This is a genomic window from Serratia sp. TSA_198.1 (assembly GCF_052686505.1).
The window spans coordinates 91,103-115,126 of record NZ_JBQZFP010000006.1 but is presented as its reverse complement, the minus strand read 5'-3'; the positions used below and the strand labels follow the sequence as shown (position 1 = coordinate 115,126).

Here is a 24,024-nt window from a genome sequence, read left to right as displayed (position 1 = left end):
ATTTTGCCGAACAGCTGCTATACTTCGCGCCGTTTCCTGTTCTTTAACATCCTAGTTGGAAGATACCCATGCATCCGATGCTGACTATCGCCGTGCGCGCTGCGCGCAAGGCCGGTAACCTGATTGCCAAAAACTACGAAACCCCGGACGCTGTAGAAGCGACCCAGAAAGGGACCAATGACTTTTTCACTAACGTCGATCGCGATGCAGAGCATCTGATCATCGACGTGATCCGCAAGTCTTATCCGCAACACACTATTATTACCGAAGAACGCGGTGAGCTGGTCGGCGAAGATCAGGATGTACAATGGGTGATCGATCCACTGGATGGCACCTCAAACTTCATTAAACGTTTCCCACACTTCTCCGTTTCCATCGCCGGACGCATCAAAGGCCGTACAGAAGTGGCCGTGGTTTACGATCCAATGCGCAACGAACTCTTTACCGCTACCCGCGGCCAAGGCGCACAGCTCAACGGGTACCGCCTGCGCGGCACCAATGCCAAAGATCTGGATGGCACCATCCTGGCAACCGGCTTCCCGTTCAAGGTTAAACAGCACGCAACCCCTTACATCAACGTGGTTGGCAAACTGTTCACTCAGTGTGCAGACTTCCGTCGCACCGGCTCCGCCGCGCTGGACCTGGCCTATGTGGCCGCTGGCCGCGTTGACGGTTTCTTCGAGATTGGCCTGAAGCCGTGGGACTTTGCTGCCGGCGAACTGCTGGTGCGCGAATCTGGTGGCCTGGTGACCGACTTTGTTGGCGGCCATAACCACTTCAGCTCCGGCAACGTGGTTGCAGGCAACCCGCGCGTAGTGAAAGCCATGCTTTCTACCATGCGTGAAGAACTGAGCGAAGCGCTGAAGCGTTAATATCGCGAAGTGAATGAATAAAGAAAAAGCGCTGCAATTTATTGCAGCGCTTTTTTTATGCCGGTCAGCGGGAGAAAGGCCGGATACCACCACCGAACTCCGGCTGAGCGCTGGCATACAACAGCAATCCGGCGAACAGCAGAATCAAGCCACCGGCCAATGCCAGCGATCCCCAGGCAACGGTGCTCCAGGCGGCCGGCGCGCGCGAACGGCTGAGGCGCACCGCCAACCGGCGGCTGTAATGCACCAGCAAGGCCAACAATGAAATGGTCAGCGACGTGCCAAACGCCATCGCCAACGCCGAAATAACGCCCCAGGCGAATACGCCAATCACCTTGGAAAACAGCAGCACCAGTATCGCCCCCGAGCAGGGGCGCATGCCCATCGCCAGCACGATGGCGGTTTGCGTGCGCCAGTCACTGCCCGCCTGCAATTCGCTGTCGCTCGGCAAATGGCGATGCCCGCAACCACAATGCTCGCTGTGAACGTGATCCGCCGGCAAAGGTTGCAGGCTATTGATGCGCAGCGCCGGTGACGGACGTAGCGCTTTCACCGCGTAATACAGGCGTTTCAGCGCCCGCCAGCTCAGCAGCACGCCAAGCAGCATGACCAAAATAAAACTGCCCTTCTCCAGCCAGAAACTGCTCTGATGCAGTTGGCGGGAGGATAATTGCAGTACCACCAGCATCAGCGTCACCAACGCGATAGCCACCAGCCCTTGAACCAGCGAGGCGGCAAAGGTCAGTTTCAGGCTGCTTTTCAGCCGCGCCGGGTGGGTGGCCAGATAGGTGGCGATCACCACCTTGCCGTGACCGGGGCCAAGTGCATGCAGCACGCCATAGCTCAGGCTAAACAACATCAACGCCAGCCCGGCCTGCTGGGGGGCGGCTTTTACCTGCTGCAACAGACCGGCCAATTGTTGATGCAGCCCCTTCTGCCACACCACGCTTTGCATCAGCAGTTGCGGCCAATAGTGCCACGCCACCTGCGCGGCCAACGCCAGCAACAGCGCAAACAGCAGCAGCGGCCACAGGCTGAAGACCCAGTGCCGCTTGCGCGCGGCGTTCTGGCTAAGGTTTATTGACATTGCAAAGTGACCCGCTGCGCGAACTGTTGCCCCAGCGCCATATCTTCGCTGGGTGCATCGTTCTTATCGAGGGACAATGCGTAAGCCTGCAAGGAGGAATCCGGCTTCGGCGTCATCAGGCTGAACTTGCACTGCAGCGCCATTTCCGGCGGCAGATGCAGCGCCGTTTGGTCTTTGTAAGTCATATCGACAAAATAGGTGGGATCGTAGGTGGAGATTTCAAACGGCTTGCCTGCCAACGGCTGCGGCTCGGCCAGCGGCAGCACAAACTCCAGCACCGCCTGGTGCCCCTGGCGCGACAAATGGTATTCGGTCGGCAGATTCAGGTATTTCACCGGCTTGCCGTCGCGATACACGTCGGTGAAATAGTGCTGACCGAGCACGTTGGCCATCACTTCCGCCGCCAGCTTTTTCCACACTTCCGAGTCGCTTTTCGCGTTCTGCGCATCGTACAACAGATCCGCCGAGGTGATTTCATCCATTACCCAAACCATTTTCAAGCCGACCAGTTTTTGATCTTTCGCCACAAAGGTGGTGTTCATATCAATAAAGCTGTGCGGGTGTGCGACGACGCCGGCGCTGAATAACGCGAAAAAACCGGCCACAATAAAACGTAACTTCATCATCAAACGATACTCATTATTGTTATAAAGTAACATCAACCAACCTTCAACCGCCGTTAATCGGCACAATAATTGTGACGAAAGTGGTAAGCCGAAATAAAACCGGGCGCCGCAGCCCCGCCGCTGCATAGCCTTTTGCTATGCTTATTCATAATTTAAACGTTACGCACCAGAAGGTGATATGAGCCTGGACACTGACCCTGTGCCTGAGCTCTCCGGTCAACAACGGCGCTGCCATCTGTTACTGATGCTGTATGCGCCGGTGCCCGCAGTACAACTGGAGACTATCAGCCAAATCAACGGCGTCGACCACCCTACTGCCCGGCAAGATATAGCCGAGGTTGCCAGTGAAATCCAGCGTTTCCACCATCTGGAGCTCGTCGGCAATTCCGACGAAGGCTACCGGCTCAAGGGAAGCGCGCTCAACCAACGCCTCTGCCTGCTCCACTGGTTGCGCAGAGCCCTGCGCTGCAGCCCGGAGTTTGTCGACCAGCATTTTGCCCCCTGGCTGCACCAGGCGTTGGCGGTAAACGCCGATCCGTCGCCGCAGTTGGAAAGTTACATCAGCAGTTGTGAACCGCTGCTCAACCGGCCCCTCGATCAGCGCGATCGCCAATTTCTACAGTATTATCTGTGTTACTGCGCCTGGGAAACCCAGCGCCAGCGGCACCCGCTATTCACCGCCACCCAGCGCGCCTGGCTGCATCAGAAACCAGAGCATCATGCGGCCAGCTTGCTTCATCAATCGCTGAATCAGCTTTTCGCCCTGCAACCCGAGACCAGCGAAAGCGATTTTCTGGTGCTGATGTTCACCATGCTGAAAAACCACAGCTACCACAGCAACGACTCGGAGGAAGATCTGCGCTTAATGAGAGCGATTGAAAACATGGTCGAGCGCTTCCAGCAGATTTCCGGCATGACCTTCAGCAGTAAAGAAGATTTGATCAGCCAGCTGTTCGCCCATCTGGCGCCTGCGGTCGAGCGCTGTCGTTTTGACATCGGCATTGACAATATGCTGCTCGAGGAAGTGTTACGCATGTACCCGCGCCTGATGCGCACCACCAAGGAAGCGCTGGCGCCCCTCGAACAGGAATATGAAATTCGTTTTTCCAGCGAGGAAGCGGGGTTGGTTGCCATCAGTTTCGGCGCCTGGCTGATGCAGGGTAATGCGCTGCAGGAAAAACAGGTGCTGTTACTGACGCTGGACAACCCGCAGTTAGAAGAGGAAGTGGAATATCAGATCCGCGAATTAACGCTGTTGCCATTAAATATCAAGTATCTGCCGCTGCGCGATTACCTGCGCTCCGGCGCGCCGCAGGGTATCACGCTGGTGATCAGCCCTTATGCGGCGGTACACAGTGAACCGCAACCGCCGCTGATTTATACCGAATTGCCGTTAGAACGCCAGCAGCGCAAAGCCATCCGCGCGCTGCTGGAAACGACTTAACGGTTGCCGCTGACCGCAACGGCCGGCGGGCGAATAAACAACGCCGGCAACGCCACCGCCGCCATCACCCAGAATACCCCGCCTTGCAGATGTTCAAACAGGAAGCCGGCAATCACCGTCATAATCGCAATACCGCCCCCCATCGCCAGCGCCGAGTAAATCGCCTGCAACCGGATCACCTCCGGCCCTTTGCGTGCAGCGATAAAACGCATCGCCGCCAGATGGCAAACGGTAAAGGTGCCGCAATGCAGGATCTGGATCACCAGCAGCCAGCCCAGTTCGGTGCTGTAAGCCATCAGGCTCCAGCGCAGCACCCCGCAGCAGGCGGAAAGCAACAGCAGATTGCGTGCATTCCAGCGGCGGAACAGGACATTGCTGCTGGCGAAAATGATGACTTCCGCCACCACGCCCAGCGACCACAGATAACCAATCGTCGAAGCCGAGTAGCCGGCTTCCTGCCAGTAGATAGAACCAAAGCTGTAATAGCCGGCATGCGCACCCTGCAACAACGTGACGCACAACAGGAAACGCCAGACCGGCCCTTCCTTGAGCATTTCGCGCAGTGAGCGGTCTGGCCCGCTTTGGGTACGCGTCTCCCCCTGCGGCATCACGCTCGGTTTCAGCATCATGCCCAGCAGCATCGCCAGCACACTGGCGATCAGGCTATAAAGAATAGCGTTATGGCCCCAAACCGACACCATTTGCCCAGTCAGCGCAGAACCGATCACGAACGCCAGCGAACCCCATAGCCTGACTCGACCGTAGTCCATGGTGATTTGTTTTTGCCAGGTGGCGGCCAACGCGTCGGTCAGCGGTACCAACGGCGAGAAGAACAGGTTGAAGCCGGCAATCACCAGCATCAGCCAACCCCAGCCGTTGCCGAAGCAAAACCCGACGGCGAAGGCCAACGTCAGCAACGCCAGCAGGCGAAGTGCCGTCACCAGATGGGAAGGATCTTTAACCCGGGGAGCAATCAGCAAACTGCCGAGGAAACGCGCAACCAAACCGGCACCGAGCAACAGACCTATGGTTTCAGGCGCTATGCCTTCGCCTTTCAGCCAAACGCCCCAAAACGGTAAGAAGATGCCATAAGAAAAGAAGTAGGTGAAATAACTGAGAGCGAGCCAACGCGTTGATTGCAGAACCATGATCCCTCCGGTGTGTAGGCGATACTTTGACAGAGCTCACACTCACGAGCAACATTCATCCACGATCAAGGGGATAGAGTGCCAAGCAGTTCACAATTTGCCGGTAACAGGCATAAAAAAACCCGCCGAAGCGGGTTTTTAAAGAGAAAGCAAAATTATGCGTAGACCGGCAGGCGGGCGCAGATATCCAGCACTTTCTTCTTGGTGCGTTCGATGGTGGCTTCATCGTTGATGTTGTCCAGCACGTCGCAGATCCAACCGGCCAACTCAGTCACTTCAGCGGTTTTGAAGCCGCGGCGGGTCACAGCCGGCGTACCGATACGAATGCCAGAGGTAACGAACGGGCTCTTAGGATCGTTAGGCACGCTGTTTTTGTTCACGGTGATGTTGGCGCGGCCCAGGGCGGCGTCAGCTTCTTTACCGGTCAGGTTTTTGTCAACCAGGTCCAGCAGGAACAGGTGGTTATGAGTACCGCCGGAAACCACTTTGTAGCCGCGCTCCAGGAACACCTTCACCATCGCTTTGGCGTTATCGGCAACTTGCTGCTGGTAAACCTTGAACTCAGGCTCCATCGCTTCTTTCAGCGCCACCGCTTTACCGGCGATCACGTGCATCAGCGGGCCGCCCTGGCCGCCAGGGAATACGGCGGAGTTCAGCTTCTTGTACAGATCTTCATCACCGCCCTTCGCCAGGATCAGGCCGCCACGCGGGCCCGCCAGGGTTTTGTGGGTGGTGGTGGTAACGATGTGCGCGTGCGGAACCGGGTTCGGATAAACGCCGGCGGCGATCAGGCCCGCAACGTGCGCCATGTCAACGAACAGGTAAGCGCCGATGCTGTCGGCGATTTCACGCATTTTTGCCCAGTCAACCAGACCGGAGAAGGCCGAGAAGCCGCCGATGATCATTTTTGGTTTGTGGGTCTGCGCTTGCTTGGCCAGATCGTCGTAGTCGATTTCGCCTTTTTCGTTGATGCCGTAAGGCACCACGTTGTACAGCTTGCCGGACAGGTTGACCGGTGAACCGTGGGTCAGGTGGCCGCCGTGCGCCAGGTTCATGCCCAGAATGGTGTCGCCCGGCTGCAACAGCGCGGTGTAGACGGCGAAGTTAGCCTGGGAGCCGGAGTGCGGCTGCACGTTGGCGTAATCTGCGCCAAACAGCTCTTTAGCACGGTCGATGGCCAGTTGCTCAACGATATCCACATATTCGCAGCCGCCGTAATAACGCTTGCCCGGATAGCCTTCAGCGTATTTGTTGGTCAACTGGGAACCCTGAGCCTGCATTACGCGCGGGCTGGTGTAGTTCTCAGACGCAATCAGTTCAATGTGCTCTTCCTGACGCACGACTTCTTGCTCCATTGCACGCCACAGTTCGGCATCGTAATCAGCAATGTTCATTTCACGCTTTAACATCCGGCATCTCCTGACTTAAATCGGCTAACTAAAAAATCACCAAATAACTACCCGGTTGGGTTCTGGGCAACAGTGTAAACTGTTTTCCCCTACCGAGGATAGGTCTTGACAGAGGTTTTTACGCAAACGATTGGCATGACGCGCTGCAAGGCTTTGATCCTATATATCACGCCATTCGGCAACGGACTTTTACTCATACTGAGGGTGCGGTTTTTTCATGTTCTGTGAGCGAGATCGACGCTTAACAACTCCGCAACAAAAATAAGGGTATTTACAGCCCCGGCGGAAATCGCTAGTATTTGCGCAAACATAAAGATGCATTTAATATACAACTTTTTAAATATACCAATAATTGAAGCCAAAGGAGCGCTACCATGCTGGATAGCCAAACCATCGCCACCGTAAAATCCACAATCCCCTTGCTGGCTGCGACCGGGCCTAAACTGACCGCTCATTTCTACGATCGCATGTTCGAACACAATCCTGAGTTGAAAGATGTTTTCAACATGAATAACCAGCGCAACGGTGATCAACGCCAGGCGTTGTTCGATGCGATCTGCGCCTATGCCGCCAATATAGAAAATCTGGCGGCGTTGCTGCCGGCGGTAGAGCGTATTGCCCAAAAGCACACCAGCCTGAATATCCAGCCGGAGCAGTATCAAATTGTCGGCGGCCACCTGCTGGCGACGCTGGACGAAATGTTCAGCCCTGGCCAGGAAGTGCTGGATGCCTGGGGCAAGGCCTACGGCGTATTGGCGAACGTATTCATCCAGCGTGAAGGCCAGATTTATCAGGAAAGTGAAAACGCGAATGGCGGCTGGCGCGAACGGCGCGCTTTCCGCATTGTCAAAAAGCAGCCGCAAAGCGACGTGATTTGCAGCTTCGTGTTGGCGCCGGTGGACGGTGGCCGCGTGGTTGACTTCAAGCCGGGGCAATATCTGGCGGTCTATATCAATCACGACAGCATGGAAAATCAGGAAATCCGCCAATACTCACTGACCACCGCGCCTAACGGCGAATACTACCGCATCGCGGTGAAGCGTGAAGATCAAGGTAAGGTTTCGAATTTCCTGCATCAGCAGGCCAAAGAGGGCGATGTACTTTATCTGGCGCCGCCGCACGGGGATTTCTTCCTTGACGTGCAGCCAACCACCCCGGTAGCCCTGATCTCCGCCGGCGTAGGCCAAACGCCCATGCTCGGTATGCTCAATACCCTGCACGACAGTCAACATCAGGCGAACGTGCACTGGTTGCACGCAGCGGAAAACGGCAGCGTTCACGCCTTCGCAGATGAAGTGGCGGATATCGCCGGCCGCATGCCAAACCTGAGCAGTCACGTCTGGTACCGCGAGCCGGGCACCGACGACGTGGAAGGCCGCGATTATCAGAGCAGCGGGTTGATGGACCTCAGCGCACTGCGCGAAACGCTCGACGATCCACAGATGCATTACTACTTCTGCGGCCCGGTGCCGTTTATGCAGCATGTCGGCAAACAACTGCTGGAAATGGGCGTGAACGCCGAACGTATCCATTACGAATGCTTCGGCCCGCATAAGGTACTGTAATCAAACGGGGCGCGGTCTGTGAACAGCACCGCGCCCCACCGTTATTTCTCCGCCAGCTTACGCGCCTCCTGCACCTGCTGCGCCGTTACCGCCCCAGCCTGATTGCCCCAACTTCCGCGTAAGTAACTCATCAGATCGGCTGCCTGCCGGTCATTCAATGCCCAGCCGTAACCTGGCATGGCGATCGCGGTAGCCTGTTGAGTGATCGGCGTTTGCGCCCCTTCCAGCAAGACTCGCAGCGCCGTCAGCGGATTGTCCGCCGTCACCGTCGCGTTGCCCGCCAATGCCGGAATGGTGTTGTCGCTGCCCTCGCCTTTATTGCCGTGGCAGGTTGAACAGTACATTGCATAGGTGCGCTGCCCGGCCTGTTGACTGCCGGCCTCCGGGGCAACGGCTTTCTCTGCCGGAGGTTTTTCCGCCGCCAGGCTGTGCAGATAAGTGGCAATGGCGTTCAGGTCGCCATCGGTAAGATACTGCGTACTGTGGGTGACCACCTCGCTCATCGGCCCGGCCACCGCAGCATGTCGGCTGCGGCCGGTTTTCAACAGTGCCGCCACCTCTTCCTGCGACATACCGCGCAGGTTAGACGCGAACCAGCCGTCCAGCTCGGCCCCGCTCAGGAAGGCCGGTTCCTTGCTGTCCAGCCCCTTTTCCTGCATCGCCCAGCCGCGCGGCGTATGGCAACTGCCGCAGTGGCCCGCGCCCTGCACCAGATAAGCGCCGCGGTTCCACTCGGCGCTCTGCCCGCCGTCCGGCCGATATTGGGCATCGTCATGGAACAGCTGATTCCAAACCGCCAGCGGCCAACGCATCGACAACGGCCAACGGATATCGCTGGCGCGGTTGGCGGCGTTCTGCGCCGGCACTTCCTGCATCAGATAATCGTACAGCGCGCGCATATCCGCCGCATTCATCTTGGCGTAAGAGGTATAGGGCATCGCCGGATACAGGCGATGGCCATCTTTGGCGATGCCCTGGCGCATGGCACGGTCAAACTCGTCAAAAGAATAAGCGCCGATGCCGTGCTGCTTATCCGGCGTGATATTGGTGGCGTAAATGGCGCCCAGCGGCGTCGGGAACTTCATGCCACCGGCCAGCAAAGCGCCGCCCGGCGCGGTATGGCAGGCGGTGCAGTCACCGGCCTTGGCCACGTATTCCCCGGCCGACATCGCCTGAGCCGAACCGCCCGCCGCCAGCAAGGTCAGCAGATACCATGAACGTAAACTCATGCTCCCTCCTTGACGGCCGCCTGGCCGAAGGCCAGTTCATTGACCGCTCGCCATGCCTGATCGATTGCCGAGTTGGCGTACGGGCTCCAGTCCGAATCCGAGTTGGCTATGACAATCTTGCCTATCGGCTTACGCGCCGTCTCGATGATTTTTTTCGCCTCCTCTTCATCATCAAACAGCCCATTGAGGAAGTAGGAATAGCCGTGCGACCAGCGGTTAACGGTGATCGCCTGAATATCGCGCTGATGGTCGAAACCGGCGGAACCCAGCATGCCCTGCAACTGTTCGCGGATCATCTGCTCATGCACCTCGAACGGCGTGCCCAGCAGCAAGGCGCGGCCTTTGCGCGATTGTTCGCGAGGGCTTAGCCCGCTGCCCGCCAGCGTCGGCACGTACACCATATGCAGGCCAATCGGCTGATTCGGGTCGCGAGGATGTTCATAACCGCCCATGCTCACCGGATAATCCAGCTTCACGCGGCAATAAGGCGCGGTCGGCGAATACACCTCATGCACGCCCAGCTTGATAAACGGCTGCCAGTTGCGGATCACCACTTTGCTGTACACCAGCGGTGATTTCACGTTCTGCTTCAGCGCCTCTTGCTGCTCATGCGACATTTCCGGCACCAGATACGGGATCATCATGTTGTAACCGGCCATCACCACCTGCCCGGCGCGTACTTTGGTCATTTTCTCGCCGGTCATATAGGTCACTTCAACCTTGTCGCCGACGTTCGCCGCGTGCAAACCGGTGCTGTTCAGGCGCAGTTTTACCGGCGATTCCGGCCAATCGAGCCGGCTGTAGTCGAACTTCGCCAGCACGATGTCGTTCATATCCTTGCCGCCCGGCGCCACTGCCGGGATCAGATGACGCACCATCAGGCGCGCCAGCGTGGCGTTGCCATCCGGGAAGTGGAACACGTAAGGATCGTCGAGATCCGCCTGCGACTCCTCATCCAGCGGCGGCAGGTTCATGCCGTTCAGGCCGGGCAGATCGCAGATGCGCGCATCGCTGCACGAAGTGGCGTCAATGCCCACCGCCTGGAAATCGCTGGTAGTCTGCTGGAAATAACGGATAGCCATTTCGCTCAGACCGACCTTTTCACGCAGGAACTGGGTATAACTGTGCTTGTCGAGCCATTCACTCTTTTGTTCCTGAGTCAGGTCCGGCAGATAATCCTTGTCCACCGTGTGCAGCGCGATCAACGCCTGTCGGTCGCTTTCCGGCAGCGGGAAATCGCCGATAAAGGCTTCGTAGGAGCGGCCATTAAGCCGATCATGCGGAATATCATCCGCCACCATACGCCCCGGATCACCATTCACCACTTTGTCGACGCCGAAGTTTTTACGATCGAAATAGACGCCGCGGCTCAGGTTCAGATCCGGGTAGAAGGTTTTATCGAACGCCTTTTCCAGGTTGTCGATGCTGACGCCGAGTTTTTGCAGCAGCCCCATCGCCACCGGGCTGAAGTTCGAGCGTGGTGATTGCAGCGACTCACTGCCGCCATAGCCGAGAATAGTGCCGTTTTCGCTGCTGAATTCATTGCGCTTGGCGTGGCCGCCAAAATCATCGTGGTTGTCGATCAGCAAAATACGCTGCTGTGCGCCCTTCATTTGCTGCCAGAAGCAGGCGGCGGCCAGCCCGCTGATACCCGCACCGACCACGATCAGGTCAAACTCTTCCGTAGCGGGTACGCTGCCGAAATCGAATGCCTTGCCGTCGCGCCCCAGTTGGTGCGCGTGCTCGAAGGATCCCGGATGGTTACCGCGCAGCCCGGTCAGCGCAGGCGGATAGTACAAGGTTTGATTGGCGGTTTGCGGTGACGCGCGCAGAATTTGCAGCGGCGTCAGCCCGGCGGCGATGGTGATCGCCACCCCGTTGAGAAAATCGCGTCGGGTGATTCCCATATTAGCTTCCTTTCAATTCTTATTATCAATCAGACCGGTCGAAACCGGTCTGAATGTGCGCTATTGTGCGGGTAAATACAGTAAAATCAATGTTTAAACATCACATGCCGGATCGCGGTGTAGTCCTCCAGCCCGTACATCGACATATCTTTGCCGTAGCCCGACAGCTTCTGGCCGCCGTGCGGCATTTCGCTCACCAGCATGAAATGGGTATTCACCCAGGTGCAGCCGTATTGCAGGCGGGCGCTCAACCGATGCGCACGGCCCACGTCACGGGTCCACAACGACGATGCCAACCCGTAGTTGGACTCATTGGCCCAGGCCAGCACCTGCGCCTCATCGTCAAACTCGGTGATAGTGACTACCGGGCCGAACACCTCCCGCTGCACGATTTCATCTTCCTGCCGCGTACCGGCCAGCAGCGTCGGCTGGAAATAGTAGCCGGGGCCGTTAACCCGCTCACCGCCGGTCACCACCTGCACATGCGGCAGCGCCTTCGCCCGCTCGACAAACCCCGCCACCCGCTCCAGATGCTGGGCGGTGATTAGCGGGCCAAGCTCGCTGCTTTCGTCCTCCGGCGACCCTATTTTCAGGCTGGCGACCGCCTCGCCCAGCCGCTTCACCAGTTCGGGGTAAATGCCTTTCTGGGCATAAATGCGGCAGGCGGCGGTGCAGTCCTGGCCGGCGTTGTAAAAACCAAAGCTGCGGATGCCTTCTACCACCTGTTGCAGGTCGGCATCATCAAACACCAGCACCGGCGCCTTACCCCCCAGCTCCATATGGGTGCGCTTAATGCCCGGCGCGGTATGCGCGATAATGTGTTCCCCGGTAGCAATCGAACCGGTGAGCGACACCATTCGTACCTTGTCATGGCCGGTCAGCCGATCGCCGACACCGACGCCTTGGCCGAACAGAACGTTAAGCACGCCCGGCGGGAACAGCCCGGCGGCCAGTTCGGCCAGCTTAAAGGTGGTCAGCGGGGTCTGTTCCGACGGTTTAATCACCACGCAATTGCCCGCCGCCAGCGCCGGGGCCAACTTCCACGCCGCCATCATCAGCGGGTAGTTCCAGGGGGCAATCGAGGCCACCACGCCCAGCGGATCGCGGCGGATCATCGAGGTGTGTCCGGCCAGATACTCGCCGGCCGCCAGCCCGCTCAGGCAGCGGCTGGCACCGGCGAAGAAGCGGAATACGTCGGCCACTGCCGGCAGTTCGTCGTTCAGCACGCAGTGATAAGGTTTGCCGCAGTTGAGCGATTCCAGCCGGGCAAAGGTTTCCGCGTGGCTATCGATCAGATTCGCCAGCTTCAGCAGGCAGTCGGCACGCTCTTTCGGCGTGGTCTGCCCCCATTCGGCAAAGGCGGCGTCGGCCGCCAGCACCGCCTGATCCACCTGCTCCAGGCTGGCTTGCGCTACCTGCAAGATCACCTCTCCGGTCGCCGGGTTATACACCGGCAGCGACGTCCCCTGGCCGGTAACCAGTTGACCGTTAATCAGCAGTTGGCTTTGCATAGGGTTATCCTTTTGTAAGATGTCTGGTTAGGAAATTATTTGCCGCTGCCGGCGACGCTTTCGCCGCCTTTAGTCAGATAATAGGCCCCCAAAATCGGGATCATGGTCAGCAACATCACCGATAACGCCACCACGTTGGTGATCGGCACGTCGCGCGGGCGGCCGAGCTGGTTTAGCAACCACAGCGGCAACGTGCGCTCATGCCCGGCGGTGAAGGTGGTGACAATGATTTCGTCAAACGACAGCGCAAACGCCAGCATGCCGCCGGCCAGCAGCGCCGACCCCAGGTTGGGTAAAATCACGTAACGGAAGGTTTGCCAACCGTCGGCGCCCAGATCCATGGACGCTTCGATCAGGCTGTAAGAGGTCCGGCGGAAACGGGCAATCACGTTATTGAACACGATCACCACGCAGAAGGTGGCATGACCGATGACGATGGTCAGCACCCCCGGTTCGATATTCAGCGCCTTGAACGCCGCCAGCAGCGCCAGACCGGTGACGATGCCCGGCAGCGCGATCGGCAACAGCAGCAGCAGCGAAATGCTGTCCTTGCCGAAGAAATCACGCCGGTAGAGCGCCGCTGCCGCCAGGGTACCCAGCACCAGCGCCACGGCGGTCGCCAGCGCGGCTATTTGCGCCGAAAGCAGCATCGCATCGAGGATATCCTGCCTGCCGGCGGCCACGCTGAACCAATGCAGCGTAAACCCCTTTGGCGGGAAGCTGAACGCAGCATCCTCGGTGTTGAAGGCATAGATGGCGATAATCGCCAGCGGGAAATGCAGGAAGATCAAACCGCCCCAGGCGGCCAACTTCAGCCCTAACGGCGCGCGTTCAGAGTGCATCGAAGGCCCCCAGACGTTTCACAATGGAAAGATAAATCGCGATCAGTACGATCGGCACCAGGGTAAAGGCCGCCGCCATCGGCATATTCCCGATCGCCCCCTGTTGGGCATACACCATGCTGCCGATAAAGTAACCCGGCGGCCCCACCAGCTGCGGCACGATGAAGTCCCCCAGCGTCAGCGAGAAAGTGAATATCGACCCGGCAGCAATGCCCGGCACCGCCAGCGGCAGGACCACGTAACGGAAAGTCTGCGCCGGGCGCGCGCCCAGATCCGCCGAGGCGTGCAACAGCGAAGGCGGCAAGCGCTCCAGCGCGGCCTGGATCGGCAAAATCATGAACGGCAGCCAGATATACACGAACACCAGAAAACGCCCCAGCCCAGAGGTCGACAGGGTGTTGCCCCCTACGCCCGGCACGCTCAGGATTGCCGCCAGTACCGGTTCCAACCCGAGGTGTTGCAGGAACCACTGGGCTACGCCGTCTTTAGCCAACAGCAGCGTCCAGGCATAGGCTTTGACGATATAACTGGCCCACATCGGCATCATCACCGCAATGTAGAAGAACGCTTTGACGCGGCCGCTGGTGTAGCGCGCCATATAATAGGCAATCGGGAACGCCAGCACCGCGCTGGCCAGCGACACCAGCACCGCCATCGTCAGGGTGCGTAGGATGATGTCGTAGTTGGCCGGGTTGAACAGCGCCCGCAGGTTATCGAAGGTCAGATCCGGCGTCACCGTCATGGTGAAGTCGTCGAAGGTGTAGAACCCTTGCCACAGCAGCGTCAACAGCGAACCGAGATACACCGCGCCAAACCACAGCAGCGGCGGCACCAACAGCAGCAACAGATACAGCGTCGGGCGGCGATAGAACCAGGTCGACAGAGCGCGCAGAGTACCGCGGCGCGGCGCGGGAAAGTCGATGCTCATATCCATCTCACCTCTCCTCCAGCAGCGGCACCATCGCCTCACGCGACCAGCAGGCGGTGACCGGCTGTCCGATCAAACGCTGCTGCCCACCGGCATGCCACTGGGGATTTGCCTGGCTGACCAGCAGTTTTTCACCGCTGCTCAGCGCGATTTCATAACGCGTTGCCGCGCCCTGATAATGGATCTCCTGCACCCTGCCCTGCACCTGGATTTCATCCGGTGCCGCACCGGCCTGATCCGCCAGGCGGATATGCTCCGGGCGAATCGAGAAGGTGGCGGTCTGGCCAAGCAACCGCTGCGCCAGTTCGCTGCGCACCACGTTGGAGGTGCCGACAAACTCGGCGACGAACGGCGTCTTCGGCCGCATATACAGTTCGCGCGGCGCATCGACCTGCTCGATGCGGCCATTGTTGAACACCGCCACGCGATCGGACATCGACAGCGCTTCGCTTTGATCGTGGGTGACGAAAATAAAGGTGATGCCCAACTGGCGCTGCAGTTTTTTCAGTTCGCCCTGCATCTGCTCACGCAGTTTGAGATCCAGCGCGCCGAGCGGTTCATCCAGCAACAGCACCCGTGGCCGGTTGACCAAGGCTCGGGCCAGCGCAACGCGCTGCCGCTGTCCACCCGAAAGGTGCGCCGGTTTGCGTTCTGCCACAAACCCCAACGCCACGCTGTCCAGCGCCTCCTGCGCACGCGCCAGCCGTTCGCGTTTGGCGACGCCTTTGACCATCAACCCGTAAGCGACGTTTTCCAGCACCGACATATGCGGGAACAGCGCGTAATCCTGGAACACGGTATTCACGTCACGCTGATACGGCGGCAGGTTGGCGGCCTCTTGCCCGTGTATGCGGATCGAGCCGGCGCTCAGTTGCTCAAAACCGGCGATCAGCCGCAGGCAGGTGGTTTTCCCCGAGCCGGAAGGCCCGAGCATGGAGAAAAATTCTCCGTCCTGGATCTCGATAGACACTCGGTCTACGGCACGAACATCGCCGAAGGTCCGCGAAACATCGATAAATTGCACGGCAATGGTCATGATGTACGCTCCACACTGATGCTGTTTGGGCGCAGCGAACTGCGCCCCTGTTCGTTAGCGGCCACCCATGATGGCGATATAGTCCTGCGTCCAGCGGCTGTACGGCACGAACTTGCCCCCCTGCGCCTGCGGCGTTTTCCAGAAGGCGATCTTGTCGAACTGATTAAATCCGTTGGTTTCACAGCCCTTCTCGCCCAGCAGCGCGCTGGCCTTGCAGCCTGCCGGAGAAGCAGGGACTGAACCGAACCAGGCGGCCACGTCGCCCTGCACCTTCGGCTCCAGCGACCAGTTCATCCACTGATAGGCGCAATTCGGGTGTTTGGCGTCGGCATGCAGCATGGTGGTATCCGCCCAGCCGGTAACCCCTTCTTTAGGGAAGACCGTGGCGATCGGCTGGCCCTCGCCTTTCAGGGCGTTGGCCTGATACGGCCAGGCGCTGGAAGCGACCACGCCTTCATTTTTGAAATCGCTCATCTGTACCGAAGTATCGTGCCAGTAGCGGTGGATCAACGCGTGTTGAGTGCGCAACAGCTTCAACGCCGCCTGATACTGCTCTTCATTAAGCTGATACGGATCGCTGATACCAAGTTGTGGCTGAGTAGCCTTCAGGAACAGCGCCGCATCGGCGATATAAATCGGCCCGTCATAAGCTTGCACCCGCCCCTGATTGGTTTTGCCGTCCGGCAGATTCTGTTGCTGGAACACTACGCCCCAGCTGTCCGGCGGCGTCGGGAAGGTTTTGGTGTTGTACATCAGCAGGTTTGGCCCCCACTGATACGGCGTACCGTAAGTTTTGCCGTCCACGGTGTACCAGGCGCCGTTCAGCAGGCGTGGGTCGATGCTTTTCCAGTTGGGGATCAGCGCGGTATTGATCGGTTGTACCCGCTTGCCGAGGATCAATCGCAGTGAGGCGTCGCCGGACGCGGTGACCAGATCGTAACCGCCCTTGGCCATCAGGCTGACCATTTCATCGGAGGTTGCGGCGGTTTTCACATTCACCGCGCAGCTGGTTTGTTTCTCAAACTGGGTGACCCAGTCATAGTTTTTGTCGGACTGGCCGCGCTCGATGTAACCGGGCCAGGCGATGATATCCAGCCGTCCTTCGCCTTTACCGAGCGCCTGCGGCAACTCGGCCGCCTGGGCCAAGCCGCAAAGCACGGTGATACAGAGCGCGGAGAGCGTGGTGGTGACTGCGGTAGTTTTTCCCATCGTAATTACCCCTGTGTTGCGTATCTGTGTGCGGCAGGGAACGGCTGCCGCGGTTTTTTGCTTTATGAAACCGCTAGAAGCTGGCTTTGAATTTCGCCATTACGTGTCTTACAACGCTGTAATCCTGCAGCGAATCGCTGGAAAGATCCTTACCGTAGCCGGAACGCTTCAGGCCGCCGTGCGGCATCTCGCTCGCCAGGGTGAAATGGGTGTTGATCCAGGTGCTGCCGTATTGCAGATGGGCTGCGATATGCAGCGCCTTGTCGATATTCTGCGTCCATACCGATGAGGCCAGCCCGTATTCGGAATCGTTGGCCCAGTTGACCGCCTGCTCCAGATGGTCAAAGCGGGTTACGCTCACGACCGGGCCAAACACTTCGCGCTGAACGATCTCATCGCTTTGCAGGCAGCCGGCCAGCAGCGTTGGTTGGTAGTAAAACCCCGGGCCGGAGTGCGCGGCGGCACCGGTGATCAATTCGATATGCGGCTGGCTAAGCGCCCGCTCGACAAAACTGGCGACGCGATCGCGCTGACGGCTGCTGATCAGCGGGCCGATTTCGTTGTCTTCATCGCGCTTGCGGGCAAAGCGCAGACTGGCGACAGCTTCACCCAACGCGTCCACCAGCTTCGGGTAAATCCCCGCCTGCGCGTAGATACGACAGGCGGCGGTGCAGTCCTGGCCGGCGTTGTAATAGCCGTAAGTGCGGATGCTGCTGACCACCTCGTCGAGATCGGCATCGTCACAGACAATCACCGGCGCTTTACCGCCCAGTTCCAGATGCGTGCGCTTGACGCTTTTCGCCGCCGCCTGCAGAATTTTTTGCCCGGTCACGATGTCACCGGTCACCGATACCAACCGAACCTGCGGGTGGCCGACCAAATGGCTGCCGACGCCCTCCCCACCGCCGTACAGAACGTTCAACACCCCCGGCGGCAGGATCTCCTGCAATGCAGGCACCAGCGCCAAAATGCTCAACGGGGTATGTTCGGAAGGTTTGAATACCACGGTGTTGCCCGCGGCCAGCGCCGGGGCGATTTTCCATGCCGCCATCATCAGCGGATAATTCCACGGCGCAATAGAGGCCACCACGCCGATCGGATCGCGGCGGATCATTGAGGTGTGCCCTTCGATATATTCGCCGGCTAGCTGCCCCTGCTGGGTACGTACTGCGCCGGCAAAAAAGCGGAAAACGTCGATGGCTGCCGGGAGATCGTCACTGCGTGCCTGGTGCAGCGGCTTGCCGCAGTTAAGCGCTTCCAACCCGGCCAAATACTCGGCCTGCCGCTCGATTGCGTCGGCGATGCGTAACAAAATAGAAGCTCGGTAAGCCGGGGTGGTACGCGACCATTGACCAAAAGCCTGTTGTGCAGCCTTGACCGCGCTGCCGACCTGTGCCGATGAGGCCTCGGTAATCGAAACCAGCGTTTCGCCATTGGCGGGATTAACGATGCACTCTTGCTGGCCTTCGCCTTCGACCGACTCACCGTTAATAAATTGCTGACAGGTCAAGCCTGTAAGGAAATGCACATCTGCCATTGCCTGCTGCCCCTGAGTGACGAAAACGTTAACCAAATGTGAATAAGTTAGTTTTAATCAGACTATGCGAGCATCAGGCAGCCAACAAATTCTAAATACTGAAGGCCGCGTTCGATTAAATCGAATGCTTCAGGCCGGCGGCGTGCATATTGCCATTCTCACGCGCGATGGTGAGAAACGGCGTGACCAGTTCCGGCCGCGCGCTGCCCCGCCGCCACGCCAGGCCGATATCCAGCGGCTCCAGCAGATCCGCCAGCTTGCGCGCCTCAATCATATTGCCTTCCAGCGACCAGGCGCGGTACGCCATGTCCGGCTGGATGGAAACCCCCATCCCCGCCGCCACCAGGCTGCGCACTGCTTCGGTCGAAGCGGTTTTCATGGCGATCTCCGGCTTCAGCCCGGCGCGCGCCCAGATGCGCCGCGCATGCACGTCCATTTCGTCGGCGTTAAGCTGGATCAGCGGTTGCTTCGCCACGTCTGCCAGGCTGATGCTTTCGTGTTCCAGCAACGGGTGCAGCGGTGGCAACCACAGGCGATACGGCGAATGCATCAGCACTTCGGTTTGCAGCGCATCGCGGTCTTCGATATTCGACAAGATCAGCACACCGATATCGATCTCCCCGCTCACCAGAAGATGCTCAATATAGGGACGTTCATCTTCTATCACCTGAATGGTGACGTTAGGATAGGCCGATTTAAACCGCTTCAGCAGTTCCACCAGAAAGTAGCCCGCCACCAGGCTGGTGACGCCAATGGTCAGTTTTCCGGTCAGGCTTTCGGTGCCGAGTTGCAGGCTGCGCTTGGCGTTATCCACCGTGGCGAGGATCAGGTAAGACTGGCGCAAGAACTGATGGCCCTGATGCGTCAGGTTCATGCCCTTGGCGTGGCGATCAAACAGCCGCACGCCAATGTCGGTTTCCAATTGCTGGATGGCCAGCGTCAGCGACGACTGTGAAACGAACACCGCCTGAGCGGCGGCGGAGATCGAACCGGTTTCCGCCACGGCGATAAAGTGGCGGATTTGGCGCAGCGTCATCATCCCCATCACCTTTCAAGCCGCTGCGTTGTTGTCTGCGTGCGCTTACAACCACTTACGCGAGAAAGATCCTGGGGATGCACGCCCTTGCCGCCTGGCCGCAACTTGACATTCATGGGGATCGCCTTAATCAAGATAGTTGAGTTGAGTGTAGATCCCGTGAGGAAAGCGATCGAAAAAACTATCAAAAACGCGATAGCCTTCGCTTTTTTAGAATGCTTATGGCGGAAATGACTGAGAGATAAAGCCTTGGGACGTTTTTAGCGGGGGGGTAAGAAACCGAGCACCGGCCAGGCTCAAGCCGGCGGTGCTCGGTAGAGGATCACATTAAATCGCTTCTTCGTCCTGTTCGCCGGTACGAATACGCACCACGCGCGCCACGTCGAAGACGAAGATTTTACCGTCGCCGATTTTACCGGTTTGCGCGGTCTGCATGATGGTTTCCACGCAGGTGTCGACGATATCGTCGGCCACGACAATCTCAATTTTCACCTTCGGCAGAAAATCGACCATGTACTCCGCGCCACGGTACAGCTCGGTGTGGCCTTTCTGGCGGCCAAAGCCTTTCACTTCGGTCACGGTCATACCGGTAATGCCAACTTCGGCCAAGGCCTCGCGGACGTCATCCAGTTTGAACGGCTTGATAATCGCGTCAATTTTTTTCATCTTCTTTCCTTAATTACCAATTTTTGCGGCCAAAGCCGGATGTGATTGGGTAGCGGCGGTCTTTGCCGAAATTGCGGGCGGTAATACGCGGCCCGACGGCGGCCTGACGCCGCTTGTATTCGTTGATATCCACCAGGCGGATAACCTTGCGCACGATCGCCTCGTCGAAGCCTTCGGCCACCAGATCGGCAACCGACTTATCGCGTTCGACGTAACCTTCCAGAATCGCATCCAGAATGTCGTACGGCGGCAGGCTGTCCTGATCGACCTGATCCGGCGCCAGCTCGGCGGACGGCGGACGATCGATAACGCGCTGCGGGATCACGTAAGAGACGGTATTGCGGTATTCGGACAGTTTGAACACCAGCGTTTTCGGCACGTCTTTCAGTACGTCAAAGCCACCGGCCATATCACCATACAGCGTGGCGTAGCCTACGGCCATCTCGCTTTTGTTACCGGTGGTCAGCACGATGCTGCGGCGCTTGTTGGACAATGCCATCAGCACCACGCCGCGGCAGCGCGCCTGCAGGTTTTCTTCGGTGGTGTCGCGTTCGGTACCGGCAAACATCGGCGTCAGCTGGCCCATAAAGGCGTCGAACATCGGTTCGATGGAGACGATATCGAACTCGACGCCGAGAATTTCAGCTTCTTCCTTGGCGTCGGCGATGCTGATATCCGCGGTGTAGCGGAACGGCATCATCAGCGCCTGCACCTTGTCTTTACCCAGAGCATCAACGGCAATCGCCAGCGTCAGCGCCGAGTCGATACCGCCGGACAGCCCCAACACCGCGCCCTTGAAGCCGTTTTTGGTCACGTAATCGCGCACCGCCAGCACCAGCGCTTCATAAACCTGCGCCAGCTGCGGCAACTCGGCGGCCGGTGCGGTCATCGGCACCACGTCCAGCTCGTTGAACCTCAGCAGCGTCACCTGCTCGGCAAACGCCGCCAGGCGGTGGGTCATGTTGCCGGCCGCATCGAACACCTTCGAGCAACCGTCAAAAATCAATTCATCCTGCCCGCCGATCTGGTTCAGATACACCAGCGGCAGATGGGTGCGCTGGCAATGGCCGGCCATCAGCGTCTTGCGGATATACGGCTTCTCGCGATTGTACGGCGAGGCGTTGATCGACAAAATCATTTCGGCGCCGGCGGCCTTGGCGGCATCGACCGGCTCCGGGAACCACAGGTCTTCGCAAATCAGCAGGCCCAGACGGTAACCTTTCAGGTTCACTACACAGGTTTCGTTGCCGGCGTGGAAGTAGCGTTTCTCATCGAAGACGCCGTAGTTCGGCAGCTGTTGCTTGAAATAGCGCGCCAACAGTTGCCCTTCAGAGAACAGCGACAACGCGTTATAAAGCTTGTCACCTTCGCGCCACGGGTGGCCGACCAGGATCGCCACATCGGTGGACGCCTGCCGCAGGCGATGAAGCTGCGCGTCACAACGTTGGTAGAAATCGTCGCGATACAGCAGGTCTTCCGGCGGGTAACCGGACAGCGCCAGCTCGGTGAACATGACCAGATCGGCTCCCGCCTTCTGCTGCTCTTGCACGGTTTGCAACATGCGTTCCGTGTTGCCTTCAATGTCACCGACCAGCAAATTCAGCTGGGCCAATGCGATGGAAAGTGATCTGCTCATTGTTTAGGATCCTGCTCAATACGTTCCATGGTTCTCTACGCCCGGTCATGCCACGACAAAGAGAACGGAGTGTAAATCATTCCGCCACGTTTGTTGAGAACCTGCGCGCGCAGGCCATGGCGGAAAATATCATTCTTTAAAATCGTTGGCGTCCAGCTCGTGGCGCGACAGCAATTTATAAAACTCGGTACGGTTGCGGCCCGCCATGCGTGCGGCCTGGGTTACGTTACCCTTGGTGATCTGCAACAGCTTGCGCAGATAATGCAATTCAAACTGATTGCGCGCCTCGACGAAGGTCGGCAACGCGGTATTTTCCCCTTCCAGCGCCTGCTCCACCAGCGCTTCGCTGATCACCGGCGCAGACGTCAGCGCCACGCACTGCTCGATCACGTTCACCAGTTGGCGCACGTTGCCCGGCCAGGTGGCGGTCATCAGGCGCTTCATGGCGTCGGAAGAGAAACTGCGGACAAACGGCTTGTGACGCTTGGCGGATTCACGCAGCAGATGGTTGGCCAGCAGCGGAATATCTTCAGCCCGTTCATTCAGCGCAGGGATCTTCAGGTTCACCACGTTCAGGCGGTAGTAGAGATCTTCGCGGAACTCGTTTTTCGCCATCGCCTTTTGCAGGTCACGGTGGGTGGCGGAAATAATGCGCACGTCGATGTCCAGATCGCGGTTGCTGCCCAGCGGGCGCACCTTGCGTTCCTGCAGCACGCGCAGCAGTTTAACCTGCAACGACAGCGGCATATCGCCGATCTCATCGAGGAACAGCGTGCCGCCCGCCGCCGCCTGGAACAGCCCTTCACGGCTGCTGACCGCACCGGTAAACGCCCCTTTGGCGTGACCGAACAACTCAGACTCCAGCAGTTGTTCCGGCAAGGCGCCGCAGTTAATGGCGATAAACGCCTTTTTGCCGCGCGGGCTGGCACCGTGGATCGCCTGGGCCAACACTTCTTTACCGGTGCCGCTGTGGCCATTGATCAGCACGCTGACGTCGGACTGCGCCACCATTTTCGCCTGCTCCAGCAGGCGCAGCATAATCGGGCTGCGGGTGACGATATCTTCGCGCCAGCTGTCGTCACCGGCCGGCAGCGAAAGTGACAGCGCTTCATCTATGGCCTTGTACAGCGCATCGCGATCCACCGGTTTGGTGAGGAAGCTGAACACGCCCTGCTGGGTGGCGGCTACCGCATCCGGGATCGAACCATGGGCGGTGAGGATGATGACCGGCATGCCAGGCTGGTGCTTTTGAATTTCTGCAAACAGCGCCATGCCGTCCATTTCGTCCATCCGCAGATCGCTGATCACCAGATCAATCTGTTCGCGCCCCAACAGGCGCAGCGCTTCCTGGCCGCTTTCGGCGGTGGTGACATGAAAACCTTCGCTGGTCAGGCGCATACCCAGCAGCTTGAGCAAGCTGGGATCGTCGTCAACCAATAACAGATTGGCCGGTTTGCGTGCTGTCATCGCGCGTGAGACTCCTTGTTAGCGGGGGGCGGCGCGTAGGTATCTTCCGGATCCACCGGCAGGGCGGTGCCCTTTTCCGGTTCGGCTTCCGGCTCTGCGGCCTTGGCCGACGCGGCATTTTTATCTGCGGCGTCGGTTTTTTGCTGTGTCGCGCCGTTATCCGGGATTTCGCCCTGTAACTGCTTGCGCGAGGAGAGCTGACGTTCGATATCGGTCAGATTCTCCAGTTTGCGCGAAGTATCCTGTAACTGGGCCTGCAAGCGGATCTGGCTCTGGCGCAGCGCATCTATCTGGCTGTCCGAGCTTTCCTGCAGGTGCTGATAGCGCGCCTTTTCGTCGAACAAGGTGATCTGCAGAACCTGCTGCTGACGCCACAGTTGCAGCAACGGGCGCAAGGAGCTTGGGAACGCCAGGCGGTAACTGTTCAGACGATCGATCATCTGGCGGCGTTCACCCGACGTCGGCTCGGCGCTGCCCAGCAGAATACTTTGCTTGAAAATACCGTCCCAGCTGTCGCCAGGCAGGGTTTTCGCCAGCGAGCGCGCCTGGGTCGATCCTACGCGATCGGCGCAATCCATCGCGCGCAGCCAGTAAAGTGAATTATTCAACGCGTCTTTGTCGTCGAGCTGCCACAGGGTATCGCAGGCTGCGATGCGGTAATCCACCACTTTGGTGTCCGGGATCGCTTCTTGCTGCTGCTGACTCAGGCCGCTGCTGACCGCACGATCGACGCAGCCTGCCAGCAAAAACGGCATGCAAAGAACGCTGCCTAAAAAGGAAAGACGACGCTTGCCGAGTGGCGCGCTCTGCGTGGCACGCGGTGAACGTTCGGTCTGCAATAGACGAAGGCGTTTAGACCATGTGTACAT

Annotated in this window: 20 protein-coding genes; 3 read left to right on the top strand and 17 right to left on the bottom strand. The window is 58.6% G+C overall.

The genetic code is table 11. From position 1 onward, the window contains the following. Positions 1–68 precede the first annotated feature (68 nt). Complete coding sequence (gene suhB, locus ACUTSW_RS20740) at positions 69–872, top strand: inositol-1-monophosphatase (protein ID WP_445585246.1); 804 nt, start codon at positions 69–71, stop codon at positions 870–872. Positions 873–936: 64 nt separating this feature from the next. Here the strand turns inward: suhB and ACUTSW_RS20735 are convergent, their stop codons facing one another. Further along, a complete protein-coding gene (locus ACUTSW_RS20735) occupies positions 937–1,959 on the bottom strand; it encodes a nickel/cobalt transporter (RefSeq protein WP_445585245.1) in 1,023 nt (340 codons plus the stop codon). Further along, the gene (locus ACUTSW_RS20730) at positions 1,950–2,585 is read right to left on the bottom strand and encodes a DUF1007 family protein (RefSeq protein WP_445585244.1); all 636 of its coding nucleotides are present in this window, start codon (positions 2,583–2,585) and stop codon (positions 1,950–1,952) included. The genes ACUTSW_RS20735 and ACUTSW_RS20730 overlap by 10 nt, the downstream gene beginning before the upstream one ends. 178 nt (positions 2,586–2,763) lie before the next feature. On the opposite strand from ACUTSW_RS20730, the gene csiE reads away from it, so the two are divergent. Beyond that, complete coding sequence (csiE, locus tag ACUTSW_RS20725; RefSeq protein ID WP_445585243.1) at positions 2,764–4,029, top strand: stationary phase inducible protein CsiE; 1,266 nt, start codon at positions 2,764–2,766, stop codon at positions 4,027–4,029. On the opposite strand, the gene ACUTSW_RS20720 is transcribed toward csiE, so the two are convergent. Beyond that, positions 4,026–5,177, bottom strand: coding sequence for a 3-phenylpropionate MFS transporter (locus ACUTSW_RS20720; RefSeq protein ID WP_073440828.1), 1,152 nt, complete (start codon positions 5,175–5,177; stop codon positions 4,026–4,028). The two genes, csiE and ACUTSW_RS20720, sit on opposite strands and share 4 nt — an antisense overlap. Positions 5,178–5,332: 155 nt before the next feature. Beyond that, entirely contained in the window at positions 5,333–6,586 is a 1,254-nt protein-coding gene (gene glyA / locus ACUTSW_RS20715; RefSeq protein ID WP_062868295.1) for a serine hydroxymethyltransferase, read from the bottom strand. A gap of 374 nt (positions 6,587–6,960) precedes the next feature. On the opposite strand from glyA, the gene hmpA reads away from it, so the two are divergent. Continuing rightward, positions 6,961–8,151: an NO-inducible flavohemoprotein gene (gene hmpA, locus ACUTSW_RS20710; protein ID WP_445585242.1), complete on the top strand. Its 1,191-nt coding sequence runs from the start codon at positions 6,961–6,963 to the stop codon at positions 8,149–8,151. A gap of 41 nt (positions 8,152–8,192) precedes the next feature. Here hmpA and ACUTSW_RS20705 read toward each other — a convergent pair whose 3' ends face one another. The 13 genes from ACUTSW_RS20705 to qseG form a co-directional block, all read right to left on the bottom strand. Further along, positions 8,193–9,380: a c-type cytochrome gene (locus ACUTSW_RS20705; RefSeq protein WP_445585241.1), complete on the bottom strand. Its 1,188-nt coding sequence runs from the start codon at positions 9,378–9,380 to the stop codon at positions 8,193–8,195. Continuing rightward, positions 9,377–11,287 (bottom strand): NAD(P)-binding protein, encoded by a 1,911-nt coding sequence (locus ACUTSW_RS20700; protein WP_445585240.1) that lies wholly within the window; start codon positions 11,285–11,287, stop codon positions 9,377–9,379. The genes ACUTSW_RS20705 and ACUTSW_RS20700 overlap by 4 nt, the downstream gene beginning before the upstream one ends. 86 nt (positions 11,288–11,373) lie before the next feature. Continuing rightward, a complete protein-coding gene (patD, locus tag ACUTSW_RS20695) occupies positions 11,374–12,798 on the bottom strand; it encodes an aminobutyraldehyde dehydrogenase (RefSeq protein WP_445585239.1) in 1,425 nt (474 codons plus the stop codon). 35 nt (positions 12,799–12,833) lie between these two features. Then, the gene (locus ACUTSW_RS20690; RefSeq protein ID WP_006327351.1) at positions 12,834–13,640 is read right to left on the bottom strand and encodes an ABC transporter permease; all 807 of its coding nucleotides are present in this window, start codon (positions 13,638–13,640) and stop codon (positions 12,834–12,836) included. Next, positions 13,630–14,568 carry an ABC transporter permease gene (locus ACUTSW_RS20685; RefSeq protein ID WP_445585315.1) on the bottom strand — a complete coding sequence of 313 codons (939 nt, stop codon included), beginning with the start codon at positions 14,566–14,568 and terminating at the stop codon, positions 13,630–13,632. Before ACUTSW_RS20685 ends, ACUTSW_RS20690 begins: the two co-directional genes overlap by 11 nt. A gap of 7 nt (positions 14,569–14,575) precedes the next feature. Then, positions 14,576–15,604, bottom strand: a complete 1,029-nt coding sequence (locus tag ACUTSW_RS20680) for an ABC transporter ATP-binding protein (RefSeq protein ID WP_063197416.1) — start codon at positions 15,602–15,604, stop codon at positions 14,576–14,578. Between the two features lie 54 nt (positions 15,605–15,658). Next, entirely contained in the window at positions 15,659–16,813 is a 1,155-nt protein-coding gene (ydcS, locus tag ACUTSW_RS20675) for a putative ABC transporter substrate-binding protein YdcS (RefSeq protein ID WP_062791754.1), read from the bottom strand. Positions 16,814–16,886: 73 nt separating this feature from the next. Next, positions 16,887–18,350, bottom strand: coding sequence for a gamma-aminobutyraldehyde dehydrogenase (locus ACUTSW_RS20670; RefSeq protein WP_062868302.1), 1,464 nt, complete (start codon positions 18,348–18,350; stop codon positions 16,887–16,889). Positions 18,351–18,465: 115 nt separating this feature from the next. Beyond that, entirely contained in the window at positions 18,466–19,389 is a 924-nt protein-coding gene (locus ACUTSW_RS20665) for a LysR substrate-binding domain-containing protein (protein WP_004952128.1), read from the bottom strand. 324 nt (positions 19,390–19,713) lie between these two features. Further along, entirely contained in the window at positions 19,714–20,052 is a 339-nt protein-coding gene (gene glnB, locus ACUTSW_RS20660) for a nitrogen regulatory protein P-II (RefSeq protein ID WP_004847623.1), read from the bottom strand. A gap of 13 nt (positions 20,053–20,065) precedes the next feature. After that, positions 20,066–21,688 carry an NAD+ synthase gene (locus ACUTSW_RS20655; RefSeq protein ID WP_445585238.1) on the bottom strand — a complete coding sequence of 541 codons (1,623 nt, stop codon included), beginning with the start codon at positions 21,686–21,688 and terminating at the stop codon, positions 20,066–20,068. Between the two features lie 129 nt (positions 21,689–21,817). Beyond that, positions 21,818–23,155, bottom strand: a complete 1,338-nt coding sequence (glrR, locus tag ACUTSW_RS20650) for a two-component system response regulator GlrR (protein ID WP_004952130.1) — start codon at positions 23,153–23,155, stop codon at positions 21,818–21,820. Further along, positions 23,152–24,024 (bottom strand): two-component system QseEF-associated lipoprotein QseG, encoded by an 873-nt coding sequence (qseG, locus tag ACUTSW_RS20645; protein WP_073999748.1) that lies wholly within the window; start codon positions 24,022–24,024, stop codon positions 23,152–23,154. Before qseG ends, glrR begins: the two co-directional genes overlap by 4 nt.